Here is a 24,590-nt window from a genome sequence, read left to right on the forward strand (position 1 = left end):
CTAGGGGCCTGAGCGGCGTGTCAACGTGCAGATGCCGCTTTGATCTGGAGAATGACACCCCTTTTGAGTGGCTGACCTCCGGAGCGCTTGCCACTCGAAGGGTTGAATGTCCATGTCGAAGCATGTGGCGCGGTGGACCGGCTAGCCCTCGGACGACTTGCCACCCGAACGGTTGGCCGCGGCGGCTCCGGCCTTGACGCCACCGGGCGTACTTCCGTTGGCCGTCTTCCCGCCACCCGTCGGCGCCTCGAAAGACTCCAACGCTTCGAGCACGTCCTGGACACGGGAAATCTCCGCATTGATGTCCTCGCGCCTGCGCACGAGCACATCGAGCTCACGCCGGCCCTCGTCCACGGTCTGCTTCGCCTCGGCCTCCGCCTCGGCGCGCAGCTTCTCGGCCTGGGCGATCAGGCTGGCCTTCTTGAGCTCGGCCTCCTTGAGGAGCGACTCGGCGCGCTTCACCGCGGCGATCCGGACCTTGCCGGCTTCCGAATTCGCGTCGGCCAGCAGCTCCTTGGCCTTCGCGGCGGCCTCGTCGCGCTGCTCCGTCGCCGCCTTCATCAGCTTGTCGACACGCTCGCCGGCGGTCTTCATCTGCTCGGAGGTCTCGCGGCGGGCCCGCTCGTGCAGTTCCTCGATCTCGCTCTCCAGACGGGTCCGGAGCTCCTCGGCGCGTTCCCGGGTGGCCGTGGCGTCGCGGCGTGCGCCGACCAGCAGCTCGTCGGCGTCCGTACGGGCCCGCTCCACCAGGGTGTTGCCCTCGACCGTCGCGTCCGAGGTGATCCGTACGGCCTCCTTGCGGGCCGCCCCGACCATCGTGTCCGCCTGCTCCTCGGCCTCGGTGGCGGCGCGCAGCGCCTCCTCCTGGGCCTTGTTGATGAGCTGGTCGGCCTGCTCGGCGGCGTCGGCACGGCGCTTCGCCGCGGCCTCGCGTGCCTCGTCGAGCATGCGGTCCGCCTCCTGGCGGGCCTCCGAACGCATCTGCTCGGTCGCCGACTCCGCGTCGGCGCGCACCCGTTCGGACTCGGTACGGGTCCGTGTCGCGTGCTCCTGGGCCGAACCGACGGTCTCCGCCGCCTCCGCGCGCAGGCGCTCGGCCTCGTTGGTGGCCTCGCCCAGAAGCTGGGTGGTCTGCTCGGCGACTTCCGCGCGCAGCCGCTCCGCTTCCTCGGTGGCCTCCCGGACGAGGCGCTCCGCCTGCGCGGTCGTCTCGGTACGGATCCGCTCGCTCTCGTTCGTCGCCTCGCCGACGAGCAGGTCGGCCTGGGTGGCCGCCTCGCTGCGGATGCGGTTGGCGTCGTCGCGGGCCTCGGCGCGGGAGCGCGAGGCGTCCTGCTCGGCCGAGGCGAGGGCGTCGGACGCCTCCGTACGGATCCGCTGGCTGTACTCCGAGGTGTCCGCGCGCAGCCGCTCGGACTCGGTGATCGCCTCGGAGACCGTGCGCTCGGCCAGTACCTTCGCGGCCTCGGCCTCCTCGTTGGCGACGCGGCGGACCCGGTTGGCGTCCTCGGTGGCCCGCTCCCGCTCGGCGTAGGCGTCGGCGCGGACCCGGTCGGCCTCCTCCTGCGCCTCGGTCCTGGTGCGCTCCGCGACGTGCTCGGCGGTGGAGCGCAGCCCCGCGATCTCCTCCTCGGCCTGCTCCTGGAGACCGGAGACGGAGTCCCGTACCTGCTGAGCGGTCTGCTCGGCGGCGGAGACCATCTCGGTCGCCCGGCGGTCCGCCTCCTCGACCAGGCGGTGGGCCTCGGTCTGCGCCTCCTCGACGCGCTTGCGCGCGGAGGCGAGGAGCTCCTCGCTCTGCTCGCGGGCCCGCTCGCGCTCCTGGTCCGCCTCGGCGCGTGCGGCACCGAGGGTCTCCTCGGCCTCGCGGCGGCGCCGGTTCGCCTCCTCCTGGGCGGCGGCGAGGGCCTCGGCGGCCTCCGTACCGACCCGCTCGGCGGCGGCTGCGGCCTCGGCCCGTACCCGGTCCGCGCCGTCCTGCGCCTCGGTCTTGAGCCGCTCCGCCTCGGCGGCTGCCTCACTGCGCAGCCGTACGGCGACGGACTCGCCCTCCGCACGGGACTGCGCGGCGTCGGCGGCGGCTTCGGTGCGCAGCCGCTCGGCCTCGGTCTCGGCCTGCTCCCGGAGGGTGCGGAGCCGCTCGGCGGCCTCCGCGCGCAGCCGCTCGGCCTCCTCGTTCGCTTCGAGGCGCACCCGCTCCGCCTCGGTGCGGGCCTCGCCGAGGGCCTCCTCGGCGGCCGTGACCCGCTTCTCGGCCTCGGTGTGCAGCCGGGTGAGCTCGTCGGCGGCGTCGGTCTGCCGGGCGGCGACCGCGCGCTCGGTCTCCTCGCGCAGCTCTGCTGCCGCCTGCTCGGCGGCGGCCGTGGTGGACCCGGCCTGCTCCTCGGCCTCGGTCCGCAGCCGCTCGGCCTCGGCGAGGGCGCGCTCCAGGGTCTCCTCCGCCTGCTTGCGCAGCGCGGTGGCACGCTCGGCCGCCTCGGAGCGGACCCGCTCGCCCTCGGTGCCCGCGGACGTACGCAGCTCGTCGGCGTCCGCCTTGGCCTTGGCCAGCAGCTCCTCGGCGGTGCGCGCACCCTCCTCGATCTGCTGGAGGGCCTCGCGGCGGGCCTCGCCGCGGATGCGCTCGCCCTCGGCGACCGCCTCGGAACGCAGCTGCTCGGCCTCGCCGCGCAGCCTGCGCGCCTCCTCCTGCAACTCGACCGTCTTGGCCCGGTACTCCTTGGTGTCGTCCTTGGCGGCGCCCTTGAGCTGGTCGGCCTGCTCGGCGGCCTCGCCGCGCAGCCGGTCGGCCTCGGCCTCGGCCTCGTGGCGGATGCGCTCGGCTTCCTCGCCCGCCGCCCGGGTGGTGGACCTGGCGTCCTCGGACGCCTTGGTCAGCACCTCCTCGGCCGTCCTGGCGGCCTTGGCGAGCTGGGCCGCCGCGTCCTCGGCTGCCGCGGTGCGGGCCTTCTCGGACGCCTCGGACGTGAGCCGGTCCGCCTCGGCGCGGGCATCGGCGAGCGCCTGCTCCGCCTCCGCCTTGAGCGCCTCGGCGTCCTTCGTGGCCTCGCCGACCAGCCGGGCGATCTCCGACTTGGCCGTACGGGTGCGCTGTTCGTTCTGCGACTCGGCGCCGGCCAGCCGCTTGACCGCGGCCTCCTTCGCCTCGGAGACGACCTTCTCGGCCTCCAGGCGGGCCTCGCGCAGCTGCGTCTCGGCCTCCTGCATGCGCTGCTCGGCTGCCCGGTTCAGCTCGGTGGTCTGCTGCCGGGTCTGCTGGGTCTCCGCCGTCGTCGAGCTACGCAGCTGCTCGGCGTGGGAGGTGGCCTCCTGCGCCTGGTCCGAGGCCGCGTTGATCAGACGCTCGGCGTCCCTGCGGGCCCGCAGCAGGATCGCTTCGGCTTCGGAGCGGGCCGACTCGGCCTCGGAGCCCAGCCGTTGACGGGTCTCGTCCGCGAGACGGGTGGCTTCGGCGCGGGCCGCCGAGAGGGACTGCTCGGCCTCGGCGCGGGACTCCTCCAGGAGCCTGCGGGCCTGCGACTCGGTGCGGGCGCGCAGCTGCTCGGCCCAGGCGACGTTCTCGTTGACGTGGGACTCGACGGTCTGGCGGCGCTCCGCCAGTTCCTGGTCGAGCCGCTGGCGCCGTTGCACGGCCTCGGTGTGCAACTCCGCCTGGAGACGGGCCTGGTGCTCCGCGTGCTCCTGGAGGATCCGCTGCGTCTGCGCACGGGCGTCGCGCAGTTCGCGCTCGGCGTCGGTGCGCAACTGGTCGGCCTGGATCTGGGCATTACGGAGCAGCTGCTCGGCCTGGTAGCCGATGTCCGCGCTGTCGTACGCGGGACGGCTCGCCAGATTGCGCCGTGCCTCGTGCAGCTTGGCACGCAAGACCTCGACCTGGTAACCGAGGTCCTCGGCGTGCTGGACGGCCTTCTCCCGGTCGGTTTTCAGCCGGTCCATCTCGGCTTCGAACCGCGAGAGATGGTCGTCTTCAGCTCGGTGGCTCTCCTGGCGTTCGTAGCCCCGCACTGCGCGGTCCCATCCGTCCCCTGGTCGCAATTCTCCAAACGAGCACCGCTCGTCCGGCGAGTGGTCCCCCGGGGAATGGTGACAGATCAACGGCAGGGACGCGGCGCGGCCCCGGCCCGGCCCCGGCCCGGAACCGCCCACTCTACCGGGCCGGGTATCCGGAGGTCAGTGCTCCGTCCGGGACGTGACCAGTTCCGTGAGGACACCGTGGCAGTCCTTGGGGTGCAGGAAGGTGATCCGGGACCCCATGGAACCGGTCCGGGGCTCGTCGTACAGCACCCGTACGCCCTTCTCGCGGATGTCCGCGGCGTCCCCGTCCACGTCCGCGGTCCCGAAGGCGATGTGGTGGACACCCTCCCCGTTCTTGGCCAGCCACTTGCCCACGGCCGAGTCCTCGCGGGTCGGCTCCAGCAGCTGGAGGTACGAGGCGCCGCCGTCGGACGTATCGTTGATCTTGAGCATGGCCTCCCGCACGCCCTGCTCCTCGTTGATCTCGGAGTGGAACACTTCGAACCCGTAGGTCGAGCGGTAGAACTCGACGGTTTTGTCGAGGTCGAAACAGGCGATCCCGATGTGGTCGATTCGCGTCAGCATGGAACCAGTGCAACGCCCCGTGGATGGTTACGCAACGTGCGCGCGATCACACCCGCTGCCGGATGACGGGCGGGGTACCGCTCAGTACATTCGTGTAAACCCTCGTTCACTCCTCACCCCTAGGGGCCGTGCCCATGTCAGGAACGACCGGTACCACCACCTCTGTGATCGTCGCGGGCGCCCGGACGCCCATGGGCCGCCTCCTCGGCTCCCTCAAGTCCTTCTCGGGAGCCGACCTCGGCGGCGTCGCCATCAAGGCCGCGCTGGACCGGGCCGGCATCGGCGGCGACCAGGTCGAGTACGTGATCATGGGCCAGGTGCTCCAGGCCGGGGCAGGGCAGATCCCGGCACGCCAGGCCGCGGTCAAGGCCGGAATCCCGATGAACGTCCCCGCGCTCACCATCAACAAGGTGTGTCTGTCCGGGCTCGACGCGATCGCGCTGGCCGACCAGCTGATCCGCGCCGGTGAGTTCGACGTCGTGGTCGCCGGTGGCCAGGAGTCCATGACGAACGCCCCGCACCTGCTGCCGAAGTCCCGTGAGGGCTACAAGTACGGTGCGATCGAGATGCTCGACGCGATGGCCCACGACGGTCTGACCGACGCCTTCGAGAACATCGCGATGGGTGAGTCCACCGAGAAGCACAACACCCGCCTCGGCCTCGTCCGCGCCGCCCAGGACGAGATCGCCGCGCTCTCCCACCAGCGTGCCGCCGCCGCCCAGAAGAACGGCATCTTCGAGGCCGAGATCACCCCGGTCGAGATCCCGCAGCGCAAGGGCGACCCGATCCTGTTCTCCAAGGACGAGGGCATCCGCGCCGAGACGACCGTCGAGTCGCTCGGCAAGCTGCGCCCGGCCTTCGCCAAGGACGGCACGATCACCGCGGGTACCTCCTCGCAGATCTCCGACGGCGCCGCCGCGGTCGTCGTCATGAGCAAGGCCAAGGCCGAGGAGCTCGGCCTGGACTGGATCGCCGAGATCGGTGCCCACGGCAACGTGGCGGGCCCGGACAACTCGCTCCAGTCGCAGCCGTCCAATGCGATCCGGCACGCCCTGAAGAAGGACGGGCTCGACGTCGCGGACCTCGACCTGATCGAGATCAACGAGGCGTTCGCCGCCGTCGCGGTCCAGTCCATGAAGGACCTCGGCGTCACGCCCGACAAGGTGAACGTCAACGGCGGCGCCATCGCGCTCGGCCACCCCATCGGGATGTCGGGCGCCCGCGTCGTCCTGCACCTCGCCCTGGAGCTGAAGCGCCGCGGCGGCGGCACCGGTGCCGCGGCCCTGTGCGGCGGCGGCGGTCAGGGCGACGCGCTGATCATCCGCGTACCCAAGTAGAGACAGCCCTACGAGTGAACGGAGCGGTGATGGTGGACGTCCCCACCCTGGTCGAGCAGGCGCGGGAGGGCAGGCCGCGGGCCGTGGCCCGGCTGATCTCCCTGGTGGAGGGGGCTTCGCCGCAGCTGCGCGAGGTGATGGCGGCCCTGGCACCGCTGGCCGGGAACGCGTACGTCGTGGGCCTCACCGGTTCGCCGGGTGTCGGCAAGTCGACATCGACGTCGGCGCTGGTCTCCGCGTACCGGCGGGCCGGGAAGCGGGTCGGCGTCCTCGCCGTCGACCCGTCCTCGCCGTTCTCCGGGGGTGCGCTCCTCGGTGACCGGATCCGGATGTCGGACCACGCGTCCGACCCGGGCGTCTACATCCGTTCCATGGCCACCCGCGGCCATCTCGGCGGTCTCGCCTGGTCGGCCCCGCAGGCGATCCGGGTGCTGGACGCTGCGGGCTGCGACGTGATCCTGGTGGAGACGGTCGGTGTCGGTCAGTCGGAGGTGGAGATCGCCTCCCAGGCCGATACCTCCGTCGTCCTGCTGGCGCCCGGCATGGGCGACGGCATCCAGGCGGCGAAGGCCGGAATCCTGGAGATCGGCGACGTGTACGTGGTCAACAAGGCCGACCGGGACGGCGCCGACGCCACCGCCCGCGAGCTCAACCACATGCTGGGGCTCGGGGAGACCCGGGGGCCCGGCGACTGGCGCCCGCCGATCGTGAAGACGGTCGCGGCCCGGGGCGAGGGCATCGACGAGGTCGTGGAGGCCCTGGAGAAGCACCGGGCGTGGATGGAGGAGCACGGGGTGCTGACCGAGCGGCGCACCGCGCGTGCGGCCCACGAGGTCGAGACGATCGCCGTCACCGCCCTGCGCGAGCGGATCGCCGATCTCCACGGCGACCGCCGTCTGGACGCGCTCGCCGAGCGCATCGTGGCGGGCCGGCTCGACCCGTACGCCGCGGCCGACGAACTGGTGGCGGGGCTCACCGGCCGGGAGTGATCCGCGAGACGGTTCCGGGGCGGCGTGCGGGCCGGTCCGGAACCGTGGCGCGGGGCGGGCGGGTGCGCGTCAGTCGTCGTCGCCGTCGCGGTGGTCGTCCTGGTCGTCCAGGTCCACCGTGACCTTCCCGCTGCGGGCGTCGACGGTCAGTTCGTACCCCCTGCCGTCCTTGCCCTGGACGTCGACGTCCCAGCGCAGTGCGCCGCCACGACGGTCGTCGTCATCGTCGTCGTCCAGATCGACCGACGTCACCGTGCCGGGCCGTTCGGCGAGCGCGGCGCCGGCCGCGTTGTTCAGGGAGACGGCCGCGGACCTGGGCGCGTGCCGGTCGCGGTCGTCGTTGTCGTCGTCCTTGCGGTCGGCGAGCACCTTCGCCCCGACGGCGTCCACCTTCACGTCGTGCCAGACCTTGTCGGCGCCGTAGACGTCGAGTTCCCAGACGAGGTTGCCGTCGTCACCGTCCTCGTCGTCCAGTTCGGCCTCGGTGACCGTGCCGGGGACGGCCCGGAGCGCGGCGGCGGTGGCCTGGTCGACGGTGATCACCGTGCCCCTGTCCTGGCCGCTTCCGCCGGTGCTCCCGCTGCCGGCCGCCTTCGTGCCGCTGCTCGCGGCGCTGCTCGTACCGCTGCGGTCGTCGTCGTCCGCGAACGCGGCGGTGGCGACGGCTCCGCCGCCGACGAGTACGGCCGCGGTGACCGCCGCGATGGCGATGTTGCGCTTCATGAGGGTTCCTCCCCGAGTGCTGTCCGGTTCGACATGAGCCAGACTGCCGGGGCGATGCTGAACGCAGCCTGAAGCCACCTGAAGGCGCCTTCAGGTTCGGTTTGCGACTCTGTGCGTATGCGTCTGTTGATCGTGGAGGACGAGAAGCGGCTGGCGATGTCCCTGGCCGGGGGACTCACCGCCGAGGGCTTCGCCGTGGATGTCGTGCACGACGGCCTCGAAGGGCTGCACCGGGCGGGGGAGGGGACGTACGACCTCGTCGTCCTCGACGTCATGCTGCCCGGCATGAACGGCTACCGGGTCTGCGCCGCCCTGCGCGCGGCCGGCCACGAGGTCCCCATCCTGATGCTGACCGCCAAGGACGGGGAGTACGACGAGGCGGAGGGGCTCGACACCGGCGCCGACGACTATCTGACCAAACCGTTCAGTTACGTCGTGCTGGTCGCCCGGATCAGGGCGCTGCTGCGCCGGCGCGGCAGCGGCCCGGCCTCGCCCGTCCTGGCGGTCGGCTCCCTGCGCATGGACACCGCCGCCCGGCGGGTCCACCGGGGCGAGGACGAGATCGCGCTGACCGCCAAGGAGTTCGCCGTACTGGAGCAGCTCGCCCTGCGGGCGGGCGCGGTGGTGAGCAAGGCGGACATCCTGGAGCACGTGTGGGACTTCGCCTACGACGGCGACCCGAACATCGTCGAGGTGTACATCAGCACCCTGCGGCGCAAGCTCGGCGCGGTTGCCATCCGTACGGTGCGGGGCGCCGGCTACCGGCTGGAGGCGCTGTGAGGTCCGTACGGGCCAGGGCCGCGCTCGGCGCCACCCTGGTCGTCGCGGTCGCGCTGATCGCCGCCGGGCTCGCCGTGCTCCTCGTCCTGCGCGCCAACCTCACCGACCGCGCGGGGCTGGAGGCGGAGGTGACCGCCCGCGAGGTGGCCGGGCAGCTCGCCCTCGACACCCCGTACGACGAGCTCGGCCTGGAGGACGAGGACGACCATCCGGTGCAGGTGACGGACGAGGACGGACGGCTGGTCGCCGTGTCCAAGGACCTGGAGGCGGTCTCGGGGACCGGCACGGAGCAGGTCCGCCCGGTCCCGTCGGCGCGGGCGTCCGGCGACGACGAGGACGAGAGCGAGGACGACGACGACAGCCGCAACGACCCGGCGCGCCGCGAAGTCTCCTCCGACGAACCGGACTTCGCGAACGGCACCGCGACCGTCGACGGCGAGACGGCGGACTACCGGTTCGCGACGGTCGAGGCGACGAACTCCGCCGGACTGACCCTGACCGTCCACGCGGGCGCCCCGCTGGCGGCCGAGCAGGAGGCCGTGAGCACCGTGCGCGGGGCCATGCTGACGGGCCTGCCCGTCATGCTGCTCGTCGTCGCAGGGGTGACCTGGCTGGTGACCCGGCGCGCGCTGCGCCCGGTCGAGGGCATCCGGCGGGAACTGGCCGCGATCACCGCGTCCGAGGACCTGGGCCGGCGGGTGCCGGAGCCCGGCTCGCGCGACGAGATCGCCAGGCTGGCCCGCACCACCAACGAGACGCTGACCGTGCTGGAAGCCTCGGTGGGCCGGCAGCGGCGCTTCGTCGCGGACGCCTCGCACGAGCTGCGGAGCCCGATCGCCTCGCTCCGCACCCAGCTGGAGGTGGGCGCGGCCCATCCGGAACTGCTGGATGTTCCGGGGGCGGTCGCCGACACCGTACGGCTTCAGGACCTGGCCGCCGATCTGCTCCTGCTCGCCCGCCTGGACGCGGGGGAGCAGCCGGGGCGGGCGGCGGTCGATCTGGGCGCCCTGGTACGGGAGGAGGTGTCGCAGCGCACGGGCGACCGGGTTCCGGTCACGGTGTCCGTTGCGGACTCGGGCCCGCTCGAAGTGAAGGGTTCGCGCGGGCAGTTGGCCCGGGTGATCGGCAACCTGCTGGACAACGCCGAGCGGCATACGGAGCGTGCGGTGACCGTCTCGGTGTCGGCGGACCGTGACGCCGTGCTCGTCGAGGTCACGGACGACGGGGCAGGCGTTCCGGAGGCGGAGCGGGAGCGGATCTTCGAGCGGTTCGTGCGACTGGACGACGCCCGCAGCCGGGACGAGGGCGGGGCGGGTCTGGGGCTCGCCATCGCCCGGGACGTGGCGGCCCGCCACGGCGGCACCCTGACGGTGGACCGTGCGCCGGAGGGCGGCGCACTGTTCCGGCTCCGGCTTCCCCGGTCCGTCTGACGGTCCTGCCGGGCAGCGCGTGCGCACCGGGGCACGCGAGCCCGGCATGATCCGAACGAGAGGCCCTACGGCTTGCCGCGCCGGCCGCGCAGATGGTCCGCGATCGGGGCCAGCGCGGTGTGCAGCTCAGCCAGGGCCTCCGGTGACAGCAGGTCCATGAAGTGCTTGCGTACCGACGCGACATGGTGCGGCGCGACCTTCCGCATGGTCTCCGAGCCGAGCTCGGTCAGTACCGCGTACAGCCCGCGCCGGTCGGACTCGCAGTTCTCGCGGCGGACCAGGCCCGCCGTCTCCATGCGGGTGATCTGGTGCGAGAGCCTGCTCTTGGACTGGAGCGTGGACGCGGCGAGGTCGCTCATCCGCATGCGCTGGTCGTCCGACTCCGACAGGTTGACCAGGATCTCGTAGTCGTTCATGGTCAGGCCGAACGGCTGGAGGTCCTTCTCCAGCTGGTGCGTCAGCAGCCTGTTGACGTCCAGGTGGGTGCGCCAGGCGCACTGCTCAGCATCGCTCAGCCAGCGAGTGGCCGTCTCGGTCTCCATGTATGGATTCTACCTAAGAAGTTGAAAGCCGGACGAAATGTGAGGGTGTGACGCCCGGCACCCCTGCGGGCCGCCGTGCCCCCGGTGGCCCGGAAGGCAAGGACCGAAGGCTGGGCGCAGACGTTCGACGTCACACTCCGCAGCCTACCGTTCACAAGCCGAAGCGACGCTGGAGGTCCCCCAGCTGGCCGGGCAGACGGGGCGCGGAGCCGTGTTGACCCGCACCACCCGCGCCGGGGGAGTGCTGCCCGCCGCCCGGCACGCCCGCCTGATGCGGCACCGCGCCCGTCGGCTGCTCGGCCATCAGTACCTCGGTCGACTGGAGCAGCACGGTCCCCGCCCCGACGAACTCGAACTGGTGCTCCTCGCCCGAGGCCCCACCGATCCCCGTCAGCGACCGCAGCCCGCCCATCACGCCCGACATGTAGCCGTGGTCGTAGTGGTGACAGGGCGAGGGGCAGTCCGCCCAGCCCACCAGCGCCTGCGGGTCGACCCGCATCGGCGGCTCCATGAAGACCACCGGGCCGTTGGAGGCGGCCACGAACTTCCCCGTGCCGATCAGCGTCACGAAGCCCGGCACGATCGACTGCTTCAGCGCCAGCGTCGGCTGGTACGCCAGCAGATTGCCGGAGCGGATCGTCAGATTGCCGTTCTCCAGGTCGAACGAGTTCACGTCGAAGGCCCGGTCGGCGAGCAGCATCTTGCCGCTGCCCTCGGCCACCACCCAGTCGCTCGCGTGCAGCGGCGAGTGGAAACTCGTACGGATCAGCCGCTCGAAGCGGCCGTGCCCGATCCCGTTGAACTCGATCCGCCCGTAGTAGGCGATCATCTTGCCCTTCTGCAGGAACCACTGGCTCCCCTTGAGCTCCACGCAGAAGGTGTACGCGTTGACGTTGTCGTCCGACGGCAGGGTCATCGGATCGTGGATCACGGGCGAGCTCACAGTTTCTCCTCCGACGCCTGGACGTACACCGCGCCACTGCCGCTGAGCTCCAGCTGGAACGCCTCGCCGGAACCGCGCCCCACCATGTCGCGCCAGCCGAGCGCGGTGGAGAGCTTGTTGCGTACGTCGCCGTGGTGCGCGACGTACGCCTGCGGGTCCACATGCACCTCGCGGCCCGGGGTGATCGGCAGCTCGATCACTCCGCCGTGCGCCATCACCGCGACGGCGCCGTGGCCCGTGAGGCTGGTGGTGAACAGGCCCTGCCCGGTCACCTGGCCGCGCACCATGCCCATGACCCCGCCCTGGGAACCCATGAACATCGTGCTCTGCTGGAGCGTGCCGTCGAAGGCGAGCAGCCGGTCGGCCTCCACGTAGAGGGTGTCGCCGCTGAGGCCGATCACCTGGATGTGATGGCCGCCGTGGCCGAACATCACCGTGCCGTTGCCCTCCACCGTCATCAGCGGGGTCGCCTCGTTGGCCACCCGCCGGCCGATCATCGAGGCGAGGCCGCCCTGGCCGCCCTGGATGTTCGGGGTGAACGAGACGTCGCCGCGGTAGGCGAGCATCGCGCCGCGCTGGCTGTACATCTTCTGGCCGGGGACCACCGTGGCCTCGACCATCTTCGAGTTGATCTCACGGAACGGCATCAGACATCGCCCCCGAGGGTGTTGCGCTCGCTGGGCTGCACGTAGACCAGGCCCTCGCCCTCGAAACGGATCTGGAACGCCTCGCCGGAGCCCTCGCCCATCAGCGTGCGGAAGTTCACCCCGGACTGGAAGTGCTGCTGGAGGTTGCCCTGATGGGCGATGTAGGCGCCCGGGTCGACGCTCAGCGGGTACTGGGTCGTCACCCGCAGCACCACCGCCGTGCCGTCCGACATGATCGCCGCCTGGCCGGTGCCCTCGACGGTCGTGGTGAACAGGCCGTTGCCGCCCGCCCCGCCGCGCAGGCCGGTGAAGCTGGTGCCGGTGCGCAGCCCGCCGTCGGTGGCCAGCAGATTGCTCGCCTCGACGTACAGCTTGTCGCCCCGCAGGGTCACCAGGCTGATCTCGCTCGCCCGGTCCGCGAAGTAACAGGTCCCCTGGCCCGTCACCTCCATCATGGTCATCTGCTCGCCGGTCAGCCGGCGGGTCACCATGCCGCGGATGCCCTCACCGCCGCCGGACATCTTCTTGAAGGCCATCCGGCCCTCGTACGCGACCATCGAGCCGTTCTTCGCCTTGACACCGTCACCCGTGAGGTCGACGGCGAGCGTCTTGCCGTTTTGGAGTCGGAACATCGCCACGGTGAGAACGGTAGCCGCCGACGCGCCGGGCGGACAGGGCCCCCGTGACCCCGCCGCCCTGACCGGGAGCGGCCGATGCCACAATGGGTGCCGCTTGTGCCTGCGTTCACAAGCCGTCACCGTCCTCCCACCGAAGGTGCCCCCGTGGACATCAAGACCGCTACCGCCCTGCACCGGCTGCGCCTCATCTCGATTCCCGAGGCGCTCTCCTTCCCGGCGCTGATCCTCTTCGGCTCGATCCTCAGCCGCGTCTCGGACATCGACTTCCTGATGATGCCGCTCGGCATCCTGCACGGCGCGCTCTTCGTGATCTACGCCGTGCTGCTGCTGGACGTGTGGGTCAAGGCCAAGTGGCCGCTGCAGCGCGTGGCCCTGTTCTTCCTGCTCTCGCTGCTGCCCTTCGGCGGGCTGTACGGCGACAAGCTCATCAAGCGCTACGAGTCCGACGGCGTCATCGCCGACCGGGCCCGCCGTGAAGGCACGGTCACCGCATGATCGTCGCCTTCTCGGTCTCCCCGCTCGGCGTCGGTGAGGACGTCGGCGAGTACGTCGCCGACGCGGTGCGCGTGGTCCGCGAGTCCGGGCTGCCCAATCGCACCGACGCCATGTTCACCTCGATCGAGGGCGAGTGGGACGAGGTCATGGATGTCGTCAAGCGGGCCGTCGCCGCGGTCGAGGCACGCGCCGGACGCGTCTCCCTGGTACTGAAGGCAGATATCCGTCCGGGCGTCACCGACGGCCTGACGTCCAAGGTCGAGACCGTGGAACGGCACTTGGCGGGCTGACACTCCGTCCGTCTCCCGTAGCTCTGCGTTCACCCGATAGGCCCCCGCCGCCACACGGCCGGGGGCCTGTCGCGTTCGGATTCAAAAACCCCTCACTCGGACCTGTCGAGTCGACACGCCATTGGGAGTCCCCTTCTGTGGGGTTACCAACCCGTTCGACACTTGGAGGCACGGTGCGGTCGGAGGGCTACGACTACGACACCCACAGCCGGCTCGCGGGTCCGCTCACGGAGCCGGACGCGACGGGATACCGGGTGCGGTACCGGAGTCTGCTGTCGACGGAGAAGCACCGAATAAGGGCAGTCCTCCTGATGACGCTCGCCCCGGTGCTCACCGGGCTGCTGCTCCTGTACCTGGTCTGGCCCACGCACTGGACCGAGCGCGAGGGCGGCGAACGCTGGCTGATCTGGGCCGACGCGGTGATGCTCGCGTCGATCGGTCTGATCGAGCTGTTCATGCTGGTCAACGTGGTCTCGGTGGCGCACGCCACGCTCGTCGCCCGGGACCCGGTCCCGGTCACGCCCGAGCCCGGCACCCGCGTCGCGTTCCTCACCACGTACGTACCCGGCAAGGAACCGCTCTCGATGGTGCGGGCCACGCTCCAGGGCGCCGTGCGGATGCATCACCCCGGGCCGCTGGACATCTGGCTGCTCGACGAGGGCGACGACCCGGCGGCCAGGATGCTCTGCGCGGAACTGGGCGTGCACCACTTCACCCGGAGCGGGGTGCCCGAGTGGAACCGCAAGAAGGGCGTCCACAAGGCGCGGACGAAGCACGGCAACTACAACGCCTGGCTCGCCATGCACGGGGACGGCTACGACTTCTTCGCCTCCGTCGACACCGACCACGTCCCGATGCCCAACTTCCTGGAGCGGATGCTCGGCTACTTCCGGGACCCCGACATCGCCTTCGTCGTCGGCCCGCAGGTCTACGGGAACTACGACTCGGCCGTCACGAAGGCCGCCGAGTCGCAGCAGTTCCTCTTCCACGCGCTGATCCAGCGCGCGGGCAACCGGTACGGCGCCCCGATGTTCGTCGGCACCAACAACGTCGTACGCATCGCCGCGCTGCGCCAGGTCGGCGGGCTGTACGACTCGATCACCGAGGACATGGCGACCGGCTTCGAGATCCACCGCCGCCGCAACCCCCTGACCGGAAGGTACTGGCGCTCCGTCTACACCCCGGACGTGCTGGCCGTCGGCGAGGGGCCGGCCTCCTGGACCGACTTCTTCACCCAGCAGCTGCGCTGGTCGAGGGGGACGTACGAGACGCTGTTCCGGCAGTACGGCAAGGCGCTGTTCCGGGTCCCGCCCGGCCGGCTCCTCAGCTACACACTGATGCTCGTCTACTACCCGATGACCGCGGTCAACTGGCTGCTGGGCGTGCTGAGCTGTGTGCTGTTCCTCTGGCTGGGAGCCTCCGGCACCCAGGTCGCGGCCTCGATCTGGCTCATGCTCTACAGCGACGCCGCCGCGCTCCAGATCGGGCTCTACCTCTGGAACCGCCGCCACAACGTCTCGCCGCACGAACCCGAGGGATCGGGCGGGCTGGCGGGCATGGCGATGTCCGCGCTCTCCGCGCCGATCTATCTGAAGTCGCTGGGCTCCGCCCTGCTGCGCACCGACGGCCGGTTCGTCGTCACGCCCAAGGGCGGCCAGGCCAGCCCCGACCGGCTCCTCACCTTCCGTATCCACCTCTTCTGGGCCGCCGTGCTGGTGAGCTCGCTCATCGCGTCCGTCCAGCTGGGTCACACCCATGCGGCGATGCGCACCTGGGCCGTACTGGCCCTCGGTATCGCCCTGTCGCCCGTCGCGGTGTGGTCGTGGACGTCCTGGCAGGACCGCCGCAGCCGGACCGGCAGTGCCGTGCCCGTACCGGCGAAGGCTCCGGATGCCGCCTTCGTCACCACCACCACGACGGCGTCGGCGCCCGCGACGTCGAGCAGCGCCGCGTCCACCACCACAGCAGGAGGGAACTGAGCCATGGCCTACACGCCCACGAAACGGATGAGGAAGACGCTCCTGGGCGGCGGTGCCATCGTGGTGCTCGCCGGGCTGAACGCTCCGGCCGCACTCTCCTTCGCCGAGGACCGGTACCACGCGTACAAGATCGACCAGCCCGAGTACAAGGCCCAGTACGGCTCCTGGGACCGCGTGAACATCCCGGACGAGTACCGCACGAACGCCATTCACGCCGCGCTGCTGCACACCGGCAAGGTCCTGATCGTCGCCGGCTCCGGCAACAACGAGAAGAGCTTCGACGAGGGCACGTTCGACACCGTTCTGTGGGACCCGAAGGCGAACACCTTCAAGAAGATCGCCACTCCCGAGGACTTCTTCTGCGGCGGCCACGCGGCGCTCCCGGACGGCCGGCTGCTGATCGCGGGAGGCACCGCGCGCTACGAGGTGCTCGACGACAAGGTGCAGCGGGCCGGCGGCGGGATGCGGGTGAAGAACGAGAACCCGGACAAGCCCCTCACCCTCAAGAAGGGCACCGTCTTCCGCTCGCCCTCCGGCGTCGAGTACGTCTCGCAGTTCGACGTGACGGTGCCGAAGGCCAAGCGCGAATTCGAGGTCGACTACTTCAAGAGCGGCCAGATGAAGCCGTGGAAGACCAAGGTGACCGCCGCCGAGGCGCGGGTCTTCGTGGAGTCGCTGAAGGACGGCCCGCAGGCGGTGACCACCGAGGCCGCCCAGTACGAGATCGAGGGTCTGAAGGGCAAGGCCGCCGACAACTCGTACGGTCTCGCCGAGAAGATCACCATGGACAAGCAGGACTTCCAGGGGATCAGGGCGGCCTACGAGTTCGACCCGACGGCCGAGAAGTACATCCGCGTCGACCCGATGAAGGAGGCCCGCTGGTATCCGACCCTCGTGGGGCTGGAGGACGGCAAGGTGCTCGCCGTGTCCGGCCTCGACGACGTGGGCGCGATCCTTCCGGGGGACAACGAGATCTACGACCCCGAGACGAAGAAGTGGTCCAAGGGACCCTTCCACTACTTCCCGACCTACCCCGCGCTCTTCCTCACCAAGGGCGGCAAGCTCTTCTATCCGGGGGCCAACGCCGGATACGGGCCCGCCGACAAGGGGCGGGTCCCCGGGGTGTGGGACCTGAATACGAACACCTTCACCGCGGTCGACGGGCTCACCGACACCGACGAGACCGAGACGGCGGCCTCCCTCATGCTGCCGCCGGCCCAGGACCAGAAGGTGATGATCCTCGGCGGAGGCGGGGTGGGCGAGTCCAAGAAGTCGACCGCGCGCACCGCGATCATCGACCTGAAGGAGGAGAGCCCGGTCTTCGAGGAGGGGCCGGACCTCCCGCAGGGAACCCGCTATCTGAACAGCGTGATCATGCCCGACGACACGGTCTTCACCAGCGGCGGATCGGCGGACTACCGGGGGCGCGGCGCCAGCAACATCCTCAAGGCGCAGTTCTACGACCCCAAGGCCAACGCCTTCAAGGAGGCGGCCGAACCGACCGTGGGCCGCAACTACCACTCGGAGGCCCTGCTCCTGCCGGACGGACGGGTGGCGACCTTCGGTTCCGACTCGCTCTACGGCGACAAGGACAACACCAAGCTCGGCAAGTTCGAGCAGCGCATGGAGGTCTTCACACCGCCCTCGCTGTACGGGAAGGGGGAGCGGCCGGTGATCGGGGCCGGGCCCCAGGACGTCGTACGGGGCGGCAGCGCCACGTACGAGGTCGCCGACTCCGCGAGCATCGCGACCGCCCGGCTGATGCGGCCGAGCGCCGTCACGCACACCACCGACGTCGAGCAGCGGTCGATCGAGCTCGGTCTGAAGAAGCGCGGGGGAGCGGTGACGGTGGACGTGCCGGACGACAGCACGCTGGTGCCGCCCGGCTGGTACATGCTCTTCGTCACCGACACCGACGGAACGCCGTCCGAGGCGAAGTGGGTCAAGGTCGGCTGAGCGGGCGTACGGCTACGGCTTCGTCCGGGTGGCCAGGCCCAAGGCGTAGTCCGGCCACCAGGTGCCCGCCGAGGGGCCGCCGCGGCAGGTGCCGTCCGAGTCGCCGGGCCGCTTGATCCAGAGGTAGGCGTCGAGCCCGTCGTCACCGGTGCGGGTGGTCGGGGGCGTGCCCAGGGCGCGCCCCGGCGGGTTGCACCACGCTTCGGCACGGTCCCCGGACAGGGGGCCGTTGCCGTTGCGGCTGGTGTCGATCACGTAGTGGGCGCCGCCCACCAGCGGAGAGAGCCTGGCCCCGTACGACCGCACCGTGGCATTGGTCTGGAAGTTGGCGACGTTGAGCGCGAAGCCGTCGGCCCGGTCGATGCCGGCGCGCTTGAGCGGCTCGACCATCTTGGACGGGTCGTTGATCCAGTCGGGGTTGCCGGCGTCCAGGTAGACCTTGGTCCGCGGCAGCTTCTTCAGGGTGTCCACGGCCTCGGACAGCAGCATGAAGCGCTCGTCGTGGTTCTCCGCGGGGGTGCAGCCGTCCACGATGTGCGGCAGCGCGTCGGGCTCCAGGATCACGGTGGCGGGGGCCCGGCCGATGGCGTCGGCGAACTCGCCGATCCACCAGCGGTAGAAGCCCGCGTCGGCGGCGCCGCCCGCGGAGTAGGCGCCGCAGTCGCGGTGCGGGATGTTGTACGCGACGAGCAGCACGCTCGTATCGGTTTTGGCGGCGCTGCGCACGGCGTTGCGGATGCCGGCGGCCGGCTGGTCGCCCCGGGGCCAGTCCGCGACCGGGCGGGTGGAGATCCGCTTCAGGGTCTTGGCGTCCTCCGTGCGGCCCTGCTTCTCCCAGGTGCGCACCTGGCGGGCGGCGTCGCTGTTCGGATCCACCCAGTACGGGGAGGTGGCGCTCGGCGCGGCCTCGCCCCGGACCAGTCCGGCGTCGGTGGGCGCGTCCCCGGAGCGGGGCGACGGAGAGGAGCACCCCGCCGCCAGAGTGGCGGTGAGGACCGCTGCGGTGAGTACAGGGAAGATTCTGCGGCCGGACATCCAGCCCCCTCGGACGGTGGCGCACGGGCAGGCACGGGCACGGGCGTAGACGGGTACACAAGCGGGATTAATCGTGACATAACGGTCACCCTGAGTGGTGATCCGACACCGCCAGCGCGATCCCGAGCGGAGTGCGCTCGTAGAGCACCTGATGCCCGTACCGCCGCGAGGTCAGCAGCCCTGCCGCGCGCAGCACCGACAGATGCTCCGACACGGAGGAGGGGGCGAGGGAGAGCCGGTGCGCCAGCGCGCTCGTCCCGGCCGGCTCGTCGAGAGCGCACAGCACGTCCGCGCGGGCCCGGCCCAGCAGCCGGGCGAGCGTCTCGGGGGTGCGTTCGCCGGCCTCCGTCCACAGGGCGCCGATGCCGCGGGCCGGATAGATCACCGCGGGCTGCCAGGGCGGCTCGTACCCGCCGACCACCTGTGGCCAGACGAAGACGCTCGGCATCAGGACGAGCCCCTGCCCGCCCAGGACCCGGGTGTGGTCTCCCGTGGTCCCGACCACGGTGAGTGTCGATCCCGACCAGCGCAGCTGGGGACTCACCTCACCCAGCAGCCGCTCGAAGCCGACCTCGGCGAGGCGGCGCGAGTGGTAGGCGATGTCCGCCTCCATCAGGGCGCGCAGCCGCGGCCAGTGCGGCTCGACGAGGACCTGCCAGGCCCGCTCCAGAAGGTCGGTCAGCTCCCGGACGGTCCGCGCGGGGTCGGCCAGCATCCGTCGCCCGGCGGCGGACTCCAGCCCGCCGGGCCGGTCCGCCAGCGCCAGGGCCATGTCCTCCCGCGCCATCGCGGGATCGACCGCCCGCACCTGGGCGATCTCCTCCTCGAAGGTGGTGGCCGGCCCCGTGGGCGGCGGGCAGAAGAAGTCGGGGTTGTGCCCGCGCTCGGGCATCAGCAGCCAGAGCGGTGAGAGGTCGAGACCCGCGGCACCCTCGCGGATGCGGCGCAGCCAGGGCAGGTGGTAGCCGTGCCGCCCTGGGCGGGAGAGGGTCCGCACGGCCTCCTGGGTCTCCCAGAGCGGCGAGAGCGCGAACCGGCAGCGGAGCAGGTCGCTCTCCTCGAAGTGCAGATGGAACGGCATGCTCCTCCTCCCGGACCCTCGGCTCCCGGACCCTCGGCTCCCGGACCCTCGGCTCCCGGACCCTCGGCTCCCGGGCTTCGGCACCCGGACTTTCGGCCTGAGCCGAAAGTCTACGGAAGCACCGGCCTGCGGCGGCAGGATGCGTCCATGCCGAGCGACACCGACACCCCGGCGGGCAGCGCCCGCGACCAGCCCGCCTCCGAGGTGCCGTCTCCGGCCCCGCTCCCGGAGCGCGCCGCCCACCCCGACCCGGGCCCCGCGGACGCGCTCCGGGAGCCCCCGCAAGCGGCGGCCTCCGCGCAGGGCTACCTGGCCGTGTTCGCGGTACGGGAGTTCCGCGCCGTGTTCGCCGCGCACCTGCTGTCCCTGCTCGGCGTCGTGGTCAGCGAGCTGGCCCTGACCTTCCTCGTCTACGACCTCACGGGCTCGCCCCTGCTCAGCGCCCTGACCTTCGCGCTCGGCTTCCTCCCGTACCTCGTCGGCGGCACACTCTTCGCCGGAGTCGCCGACCGCTACCCGGCCCGCCGGGTCCTCGTCACCTGCGATCTGATCTGCGCCGCCTGCGTCGCCGTCATGGTGCTGCCGGGTACGCCCGTGGCCGGGCTGCTCGCCCTGCGCTGCCTGGTCGCGGCCGTGTCACCGGTGTTCACCGGGACCCGGATGGCCGCCCTCACCGACATCCTCGGCGAAGGCGACCTCTACGTACTGGGCCGCTCGCTGCTCCGGATCGTCTCGCAGAGCGCCCTGCTCATCGGCTTCGGCGTGGGCGGTGTCCTGCTCGCCGCGCTGACCCCGCGCGGAGCGATCACCATCACCGTGGTCACCTTCCTGTGCTCGGCCCTGCTCCTGCGCTTCGGTACCCGCGACCGGCCCGCCCGCACGGGCGGCGAGGGCGGCGGCGCCCTGATGAAGGACTCCCTCTCGGGTGCCCGGACCGTCCTCGCGGACCGCAGGATCCGGGCCCTGATGCTGCTCTTCTGGGTGCCCGCCCTGTTCGTCGTCGCCCCTGAGGCCCTGGCCGCCCCGTACGCGGACGCGATCGGGGCCGGTCCGGCCGCGCTGGGACTGATGATGTGCGCCATGGCGGTCGGCCACATCGGCGCGGAGCTGTACGCGGGGTCCGTGCTGAGCCCCCGCGGCCGTTCCCGGATCGTGCTGCCGGTCGCGGCCTTCGGACTCGTCCCCCTGGTGCTGTACGCGCTGCTGCCCGGGATGCCCCTGACCGTGGTCGCCCTCGTGCTGGCCGGCGCGGGCGGGGCGTACGTCATCGGCCTCGACCAGTGGTTCGTCGACGCCGTCCCGCAGGAGCTCCGGGGCCGGGCCATGACCCTGCTCACGGCCGGGCTGATGACGGTTCAGGGCATCGGCATGGCGCTGGCCGGGCTCGCGGCCGAGTTCTTCCCGGTCCATCAGGTCGTCGCGGGATCCGGAGTGGTCGGTACCGTCTGCACCTTTCTGCTGATCGTGGAGGTGCGCAGGACCTCGCCCGAACGGGTTCCGAACAAGGGTCCGATACCGAAAGGCGAGACGGGGCTGACCGGCATGTGACCACTGGGTAAGGTCGTGCCGTGCCGAAGCCGCTCAGCCTTCCCTTCGATCCGATCGCCCGCGCCGACGAACTGTGGCAGCGACGCTGGGGACCCGTGCCCTCGATGGGCGCGATCACCTCGATCATGCGGGCCCAGCAGATCCTGCTGGCCGAGGTCGACGCGGCCGTCAAGCCCTACGGGCTGACCTTCGCGCGCTACGAGGCGCTGGTGCTGCTCACCTTCTCCCAGGCCGGGGAGCTCCCGATGTCCAAGATCGGTGAGCGCCTCATGGTGCACCCCACCTCGGTGACGAACACCGTGGACCGGCTGGTCAGATCAGGTCTCGTGGACAAGCGCCCCAACCCGAACGACGGCCGCGGCACGCTCGCCTCCATCACGGACAAGGGTCGCGAGGTCGTCGAGGCGGCCACCCGGGACCTGATGGCCATGGACTTCGGGCTCGGGGTCTACGACGCCGAGGAGTGCGCCGAGATCTTCGCGATGCTGCGCCCCCTGCGGGTGGCGGCCAAGGACTTCGAGGACCAGTAGGGCGCTGCAAGATCGCCCCGGACGTCCGGTTACGCTCGACGGCATGAAACGCAGCGTGCTGACCCGCTATCGGGTGATGGCCTACGTCACCGCCGTCATGTTGTTGATCCTGTGCGTGTGCATGGTCTTCAAGTACGGATTCGACACCGGTGAGGGTCTGACCCTGGTGGTCTCGCAGGTCCACGGTGTCCTCTACATCATCTACCTGGTCTTCGCCTTCGATCTCGGTTCCAAGGCGAAGTGGTCGATGGGCAAGCTGCTCTGGGTGCTGATCTCCGGCACGATCCCGACGGCCGCGTTCTTCGTCGAGCGCCAGGTCGTCCGCGAGGTCGAGCCGCTGATCGCCGGGGCCTCTCCCGAGTACGCCAAGGCCTGATCCGCACCACCCCGAACCGCCCCGTGCGAAGCACCGGGCGGTTTGCCATCGACATTTACTAGGACGTCCTAGTAAATTCGAGGTATGGACGCTGACGCGATCGAGGAAGGCCGCCTCCGCTGGCAGGCCCGTTACGACAAGGCCCGCAAGCGGGACGCAGACTTCACCACGCTCTCCGGGGACCCGGTGGAGCCCGCGTACGGGCCACGCCCCGGCGACACGTACGAGGGGTTCGAGCGGATCGGCTGGCCCGGCGAGTACCCCTTCACCCGGGGGCTCTACCCGACCGGCTACCGCGGCCGGACCTGGACCATCCGCCAGTTCGCCGGCTTCGGGAACGCCGAGCAGACGAACGAGCGCTACAAGATGATCCTCGCCGCGGGCGGCGGCGGGCTCAGTGTCGCCTTCGACATGCCGACGCTGATGGGCCGCGACTCCGACGAGCCCCGCTCGCTCGGTGAGGTCGGTCACTGCGGGGTGGCCATCGACTCCGCCGCCGACATGGAGGTCCTGTTCAAGGACATCCCGCTCGGCGACGTCACCACGTCCATGACGATCAGCGGCCCCGCCGTGCCCGTCTTCTGCATGTACCTGGTCGCAGCCGAGCGCCAGGGTGTCGATCCGGCCGTGCTCAACGGCACGCTCCAGACCGACATCTTCAAGGAGTACATCGCCCAGAAGGAGTGGCTCTTCCAGCCCGAGCCCCACCTGCGCCTCATCGGCGACCTGATGGAGCACTGTGCGCGCGACATCCCCGCGTACAAGCCGCTCTCGGTCTCCGGCTACCACATCCGCGAGGCCGGGGCGACGGCCGCGCAGGAGCTCGCTTACACCCTCGCCGACGGCTTCGGCTACGTGGAGCTCGGCCTGTCCCGCGGGCTGGACGTTGACGTCTTCGCCCCCGGCCTCTCCTTCTTCTTCGACGCGCACCTCGACTTCTTCGAGGAGATCGCCAAGTTCCGCGCAGCCCGCCGGATCTGGGCCCGCTGGATGAAGGAGGTGTACGGGGCGAAGACCGACAAGGCGCAGTGGCTCCGCTTCCACACCCAGACGGCCGGGGTCTCCCTCACGGCGCAGCAGCCGTACAACAACGTCGTCAGGACCGCGGTCGAGGCCCTGTCCGCCGTACTCGGCGGCACCAACTCGCTCCACACCAACGCCCTCGACGAGACCCTCGCGCTCCCCTCCGAGCAGGCCGCCGAGATCGCGCTGCGGACCCAGCAGGTGCTGATGGAGGAGACCGGCGTCGCCAACGTGGCCGACCCGCTGGGCGGTTCCTGGTACGTCGAGCAGCTCACCGACCGTATCGAGGCCGACGCCGAGAAGATCTTCGACCAGATCAGGGAGCGCGGCACGCGCGTCCACCCGGACGGCCGCCACCCCATCGGTCCGATGACCTCCGGCATCCTGCGCGGCATCGAGGACGGCTGGTTCACCGGCGAGATCGCCGAGTCCGCCTTCCAGTACCAGCGTTCGCTGGAGAAGGGCGACAAGCGGGTCGTCGGCGTCAACGTCCACCACGGCTCGGTCACCGGCGACCTGGAGATCCTGCGGGTCAGCCACGAGGTCGAGCGCGAGCAGGTGCGCGAGCTCGTCAGCCGCAAGGCCGGACGGGACGACGCCCGGGTCCGCAGCTCCCTGGACGCGATGCTGGCCGCCGCACGCGACGGCTCGAACATGATCGCGCCGATGCTCGACGCCGTACGCGCGGAGGCGACCCTCGGCGAGATCTGCGGGGTCCTGCGCGAGGAGTGGGGCACCTACACGGAGCCGCCCGGCTTCTGATCCGGCGCGGCGGCCGTGGGGGCGGCCCCGAGCCCCGCGAGCAGCAGCACGGTGAAGCGCTGGGCCCAGTCGGCATCGACGGGCTCGGCGCTCACCAGTGCCCGGTGCACCACGGCCCCGGCGATCACGTCGAAGATCAGATCCGCGGTCCGCGCCGCCGTGGCCGCGTCCGGCTCGAAGGGCAGTTCCCCGCGCTCCTGCGCCCGCTCCCGCCCCAGCAGCACCAGGCGCTTCTGGCGTTCCACGATCGAATCCCGGATACGGGTCCGCAGCGCCTCGTCGCGGGTGGACTCGGCGACCACCGCCATCAGCGCGGTCTTGGTCTCCGGCCGCTCCAGCAGCGCGGCGAACTGGAGCACCACTCCCTGCACATCGGCCGACAGGCTGCCCAGATCGGGGAGTTCGAGCTCGTCGAAGAGCACCGCGACGGCATCCACCACCAGCTCGTTCTTGCCCGCCCAGCGCCGGTAGAGCGTCGTCTTGGCGACCCCCGCGCGCAGGGCCACGTCACCCATCGTCAGCTTGGACCAGCCGAGATCGACGAGTGACGCACGGGTCGCCTCCAGGATCGCCTCGTCCGCCGCGGCACTGCGCGGACGCCCGGTTCGGGATGCTTTGGGGTGGCAGTGGCTCAGCATCCCGCGACCATACCCGCCAGTAAGTACGGTCCGCCGTGCCCGGTGGCCGTGAGAGAGATCACCGGCTCCTCCTGTCCGGGAAGCGTGCCGGACAGTTACGCTACGGGTCGTAGCGTAAGGACGACGGTTCACACCGGTCCTCACGCGACGACCGATCGACAGCCACTGGCGCCGGGTGGGGACCCGGCGCCGAACAGGGGGCCTCCAGGGGCCCCGGGACCGTGTCTGTCCGCGCGCCACGCACACCGG

At 71.1% G+C, this 24,590-nt stretch carries 22 protein-coding genes; 12 read left to right on the forward strand and 10 right to left on the reverse strand.

What is annotated here, in order from left to right:
- Window positions 1-141: 141 nt before the first annotated feature.
- On the reverse strand, window positions 142-4,005 hold the full coding sequence (gene scy, locus OG230_RS24800; RefSeq protein ID WP_328905930.1) for a polarized growth protein Scy: 3,864 nt from the start codon (window positions 4,003-4,005) through the stop codon (window positions 142-144).
- 165 nt (window positions 4,006-4,170) lie between these two features.
- Entirely contained in the window at window positions 4,171-4,599 is a 429-nt protein-coding gene (gene mce, locus OG230_RS24805) for a methylmalonyl-CoA epimerase (protein WP_328905931.1), read from the reverse strand.
- A 134-nt stretch (window positions 4,600-4,733) separates the two neighbouring features.
- On the opposite strand from mce, the gene OG230_RS24810 reads away from it, so the two are divergent.
- Together OG230_RS24810 and meaB are read left to right on the forward strand one after the other, a co-directional pair.
- Window positions 4,734-5,936: an acetyl-CoA C-acetyltransferase gene (locus OG230_RS24810; protein WP_328905932.1), complete on the forward strand. Its 1,203-nt coding sequence runs from the start codon at window positions 4,734-4,736 to the stop codon at window positions 5,934-5,936.
- Window positions 5,937-5,965: 29 nt separating this feature from the next.
- Window positions 5,966-6,925, forward strand: coding sequence for a methylmalonyl Co-A mutase-associated GTPase MeaB (gene meaB / locus OG230_RS24815; RefSeq protein WP_328905933.1), 960 nt, complete (start codon window positions 5,966-5,968; stop codon window positions 6,923-6,925).
- A gap of 69 nt (window positions 6,926-6,994) precedes the next feature.
- Here meaB and OG230_RS24820 read toward each other — a convergent pair whose 3' ends face one another.
- Complete coding sequence (locus tag OG230_RS24820) at window positions 6,995-7,648, reverse strand: PepSY domain-containing protein (RefSeq protein WP_328905934.1); 654 nt, start codon at window positions 7,646-7,648, stop codon at window positions 6,995-6,997.
- A 117-nt stretch (window positions 7,649-7,765) separates the two neighbouring features.
- Here OG230_RS24820 and OG230_RS24825 point away from each other — a divergent pair, with 117 nt between their 5' ends.
- Together OG230_RS24825 and OG230_RS24830 are read left to right on the forward strand one after the other, a co-directional pair.
- On the forward strand, window positions 7,766-8,428 hold the full coding sequence (locus OG230_RS24825) for a response regulator transcription factor (RefSeq protein WP_328905935.1): 663 nt from the start codon (window positions 7,766-7,768) through the stop codon (window positions 8,426-8,428).
- Window positions 8,425-9,858 carry a sensor histidine kinase gene (locus OG230_RS24830; protein WP_328905936.1) on the forward strand — a complete coding sequence of 478 codons (1,434 nt, stop codon included), beginning with the start codon at window positions 8,425-8,427 and terminating at the stop codon, window positions 9,856-9,858. The genes OG230_RS24825 and OG230_RS24830 overlap by 4 nt, the downstream gene beginning before the upstream one ends.
- Window positions 9,859-9,923: 65 nt before the next feature.
- Here OG230_RS24830 and OG230_RS24835 read toward each other — a convergent pair whose 3' ends face one another.
- The 4 genes from OG230_RS24835 to OG230_RS24850 all read right to left on the reverse strand — a co-directional run bounded on the left by OG230_RS24835 (window position 9,924) and on the right by OG230_RS24850 (window position 12,622).
- Window positions 9,924-10,400: a MarR family winged helix-turn-helix transcriptional regulator gene (locus OG230_RS24835; protein WP_328905937.1), complete on the reverse strand. Its 477-nt coding sequence runs from the start codon at window positions 10,398-10,400 to the stop codon at window positions 9,924-9,926.
- A gap of 151 nt (window positions 10,401-10,551) precedes the next feature.
- Window positions 10,552-11,343: an AIM24 family protein gene (locus tag OG230_RS24840; RefSeq protein WP_328905938.1), complete on the reverse strand. Its 792-nt coding sequence runs from the start codon at window positions 11,341-11,343 to the stop codon at window positions 10,552-10,554.
- Window positions 11,340-11,990: an AIM24 family protein gene (locus tag OG230_RS24845; protein WP_328905939.1), complete on the reverse strand. Its 651-nt coding sequence runs from the start codon at window positions 11,988-11,990 to the stop codon at window positions 11,340-11,342. The genes OG230_RS24840 and OG230_RS24845 overlap by 4 nt, the downstream gene beginning before the upstream one ends.
- Window positions 11,990-12,622: an AIM24 family protein gene (locus OG230_RS24850; protein ID WP_328911518.1), complete on the reverse strand. Its 633-nt coding sequence runs from the start codon at window positions 12,620-12,622 to the stop codon at window positions 11,990-11,992. Before OG230_RS24850 ends, OG230_RS24845 begins: the two co-directional genes overlap by 1 nt.
- Window positions 12,623-12,772: 150 nt before the next feature.
- Between OG230_RS24850 and OG230_RS24855 the strand changes: the two genes are divergently transcribed.
- The 4 genes from OG230_RS24855 (at window position 12,773) to OG230_RS24870 (ending at window position 17,348) form a co-directional block, all read left to right on the forward strand.
- Window positions 12,773-13,123, forward strand: coding sequence for a DUF3817 domain-containing protein (locus tag OG230_RS24855; protein ID WP_328905940.1), 351 nt, complete (start codon window positions 12,773-12,775; stop codon window positions 13,121-13,123).
- Window positions 13,120-13,413, forward strand: a complete 294-nt coding sequence (locus OG230_RS24860; RefSeq protein WP_015578763.1) for an MTH1187 family thiamine-binding protein — start codon at window positions 13,120-13,122, stop codon at window positions 13,411-13,413. The genes OG230_RS24855 and OG230_RS24860 overlap by 4 nt, the downstream gene beginning before the upstream one ends.
- 173 nt (window positions 13,414-13,586) lie before the next feature.
- The gene (locus tag OG230_RS24865) at window positions 13,587-15,392 is read left to right on the forward strand and encodes a glycosyltransferase family 2 protein (protein ID WP_328905941.1); all 1,806 of its coding nucleotides are present in this window, start codon (window positions 13,587-13,589) and stop codon (window positions 15,390-15,392) included.
- Window positions 15,393-15,395: 3 nt separating this feature from the next.
- The gene (locus OG230_RS24870) at window positions 15,396-17,348 is read left to right on the forward strand and encodes a kelch motif-containing protein (protein ID WP_328905942.1); all 1,953 of its coding nucleotides are present in this window, start codon (window positions 15,396-15,398) and stop codon (window positions 17,346-17,348) included.
- Between the two features lie 12 nt (window positions 17,349-17,360).
- On the opposite strand, the gene OG230_RS24875 is transcribed toward OG230_RS24870, so the two are convergent.
- Both OG230_RS24875 and OG230_RS24880 read right to left on the reverse strand, forming a co-directional pair.
- Window positions 17,361-18,383, reverse strand: a complete 1,023-nt coding sequence (locus tag OG230_RS24875) for a glycoside hydrolase family 6 protein (RefSeq protein WP_328905943.1) — start codon at window positions 18,381-18,383, stop codon at window positions 17,361-17,363.
- Between the two features lie 85 nt (window positions 18,384-18,468).
- Window positions 18,469-19,464, reverse strand: a complete 996-nt coding sequence (locus OG230_RS24880; RefSeq protein ID WP_328905944.1) for an ArsR/SmtB family transcription factor — start codon at window positions 19,462-19,464, stop codon at window positions 18,469-18,471.
- 147 nt (window positions 19,465-19,611) lie between these two features.
- Here OG230_RS24880 and OG230_RS24885 point away from each other — a divergent pair, with 147 nt between their 5' ends.
- From OG230_RS24885 to OG230_RS24900, 4 genes are all read left to right on the forward strand, one after another.
- Window positions 19,612-21,012, forward strand: coding sequence for an MFS transporter (locus tag OG230_RS24885; protein WP_328905945.1), 1,401 nt, complete (start codon window positions 19,612-19,614; stop codon window positions 21,010-21,012).
- A gap of 20 nt (window positions 21,013-21,032) precedes the next feature.
- Window positions 21,033-21,542, forward strand: a complete 510-nt coding sequence (locus OG230_RS24890; RefSeq protein WP_328905946.1) for a MarR family winged helix-turn-helix transcriptional regulator — start codon at window positions 21,033-21,035, stop codon at window positions 21,540-21,542.
- A 43-nt stretch (window positions 21,543-21,585) separates the two neighbouring features.
- Window positions 21,586-21,918: a DUF3817 domain-containing protein gene (locus OG230_RS24895; RefSeq protein ID WP_328905947.1), complete on the forward strand. Its 333-nt coding sequence runs from the start codon at window positions 21,586-21,588 to the stop codon at window positions 21,916-21,918.
- Between the two features lie 84 nt (window positions 21,919-22,002).
- Window positions 22,003-23,703 carry an acyl-CoA mutase large subunit family protein gene (locus OG230_RS24900; RefSeq protein ID WP_328905948.1) on the forward strand — a complete coding sequence of 567 codons (1,701 nt, stop codon included), beginning with the start codon at window positions 22,003-22,005 and terminating at the stop codon, window positions 23,701-23,703.
- Here OG230_RS24900 and OG230_RS24905 read toward each other — a convergent pair.
- The gene (locus OG230_RS24905; RefSeq protein ID WP_328905949.1) at window positions 23,679-24,341 is read right to left on the reverse strand and encodes a TetR/AcrR family transcriptional regulator; all 663 of its coding nucleotides are present in this window, start codon (window positions 24,339-24,341) and stop codon (window positions 23,679-23,681) included. The genes OG230_RS24900 and OG230_RS24905 overlap by 25 nt on opposite strands.
- Between the last annotated feature and the right edge of the window lie 249 nt (window positions 24,342-24,590).

The sequence above is a fragment of the Streptomyces sp. NBC_00234 genome (assembly GCF_036195325.1).
In the GTDB taxonomy this organism is placed as follows: domain Bacteria; phylum Actinomycetota; class Actinomycetes; order Streptomycetales; family Streptomycetaceae; genus Streptomyces.

Bases quoted from the DNA above. Each gene is read 5' to 3' on its own strand.
- mce (WP_328905931.1), bottom strand. From the start codon at position 4,599: ATGCTGACGCGAATCGACCACATCGGGATCGCCTGTTTCGACCTCGAC.
- OG230_RS24810 (WP_328905932.1), top strand. From the start codon at position 4,734: ATGTCAGGAACGACCGGTACCACCACCTCTGTGATCGTCGCGGGCGCC.
- meaB (WP_328905933.1), top strand. From the start codon at position 5,966: ATGGTGGACGTCCCCACCCTGGTCGAGCAGGCGCGGGAGGGCAGGCCG.
- OG230_RS24820 (WP_328905934.1), bottom strand. From the start codon at position 7,648: ATGAAGCGCAACATCGCCATCGCGGCGGTCACCGCGGCCGTACTCGTC.
- OG230_RS24825 (WP_328905935.1), top strand. From the start codon at position 7,766: ATGCGTCTGTTGATCGTGGAGGACGAGAAGCGGCTGGCGATGTCCCTG.
- OG230_RS24835 (WP_328905937.1), bottom strand. From the start codon at position 10,400: ATGGAGACCGAGACGGCCACTCGCTGGCTGAGCGATGCTGAGCAGTGC.
- OG230_RS24845 (WP_328905939.1), bottom strand. From the start codon at position 11,990: ATGCCGTTCCGTGAGATCAACTCGAAGATGGTCGAGGCCACGGTGGTC.
- OG230_RS24850 (WP_328911518.1), bottom strand. From the start codon at position 12,622: ATGTTCCGACTCCAAAACGGCAAGACGCTCGCCGTCGACCTCACGGGT.
- OG230_RS24860 (WP_015578763.1), top strand. From the start codon at position 13,120: ATGATCGTCGCCTTCTCGGTCTCCCCGCTCGGCGTCGGTGAGGACGTC.
- OG230_RS24870 (WP_328905942.1), top strand. From the start codon at position 15,396: ATGGCCTACACGCCCACGAAACGGATGAGGAAGACGCTCCTGGGCGGC.
- OG230_RS24875 (WP_328905943.1), bottom strand. From the start codon at position 18,383: ATGTCCGGCCGCAGAATCTTCCCTGTACTCACCGCAGCGGTCCTCACC.
- OG230_RS24880 (WP_328905944.1), bottom strand. From the start codon at position 19,464: ATGCCGTTCCATCTGCACTTCGAGGAGAGCGACCTGCTCCGCTGCCGG.
- OG230_RS24885 (WP_328905945.1), top strand. From the start codon at position 19,612: ATGCCGAGCGACACCGACACCCCGGCGGGCAGCGCCCGCGACCAGCCC.
- OG230_RS24895 (WP_328905947.1), top strand. From the start codon at position 21,586: ATGAAACGCAGCGTGCTGACCCGCTATCGGGTGATGGCCTACGTCACC.
- OG230_RS24900 (WP_328905948.1), top strand. From the start codon at position 22,003: ATGGACGCTGACGCGATCGAGGAAGGCCGCCTCCGCTGGCAGGCCCGT.
- OG230_RS24905 (WP_328905949.1), bottom strand. From the start codon at position 24,341: ATGCTGAGCCACTGCCACCCCAAAGCATCCCGAACCGGGCGTCCGCGC.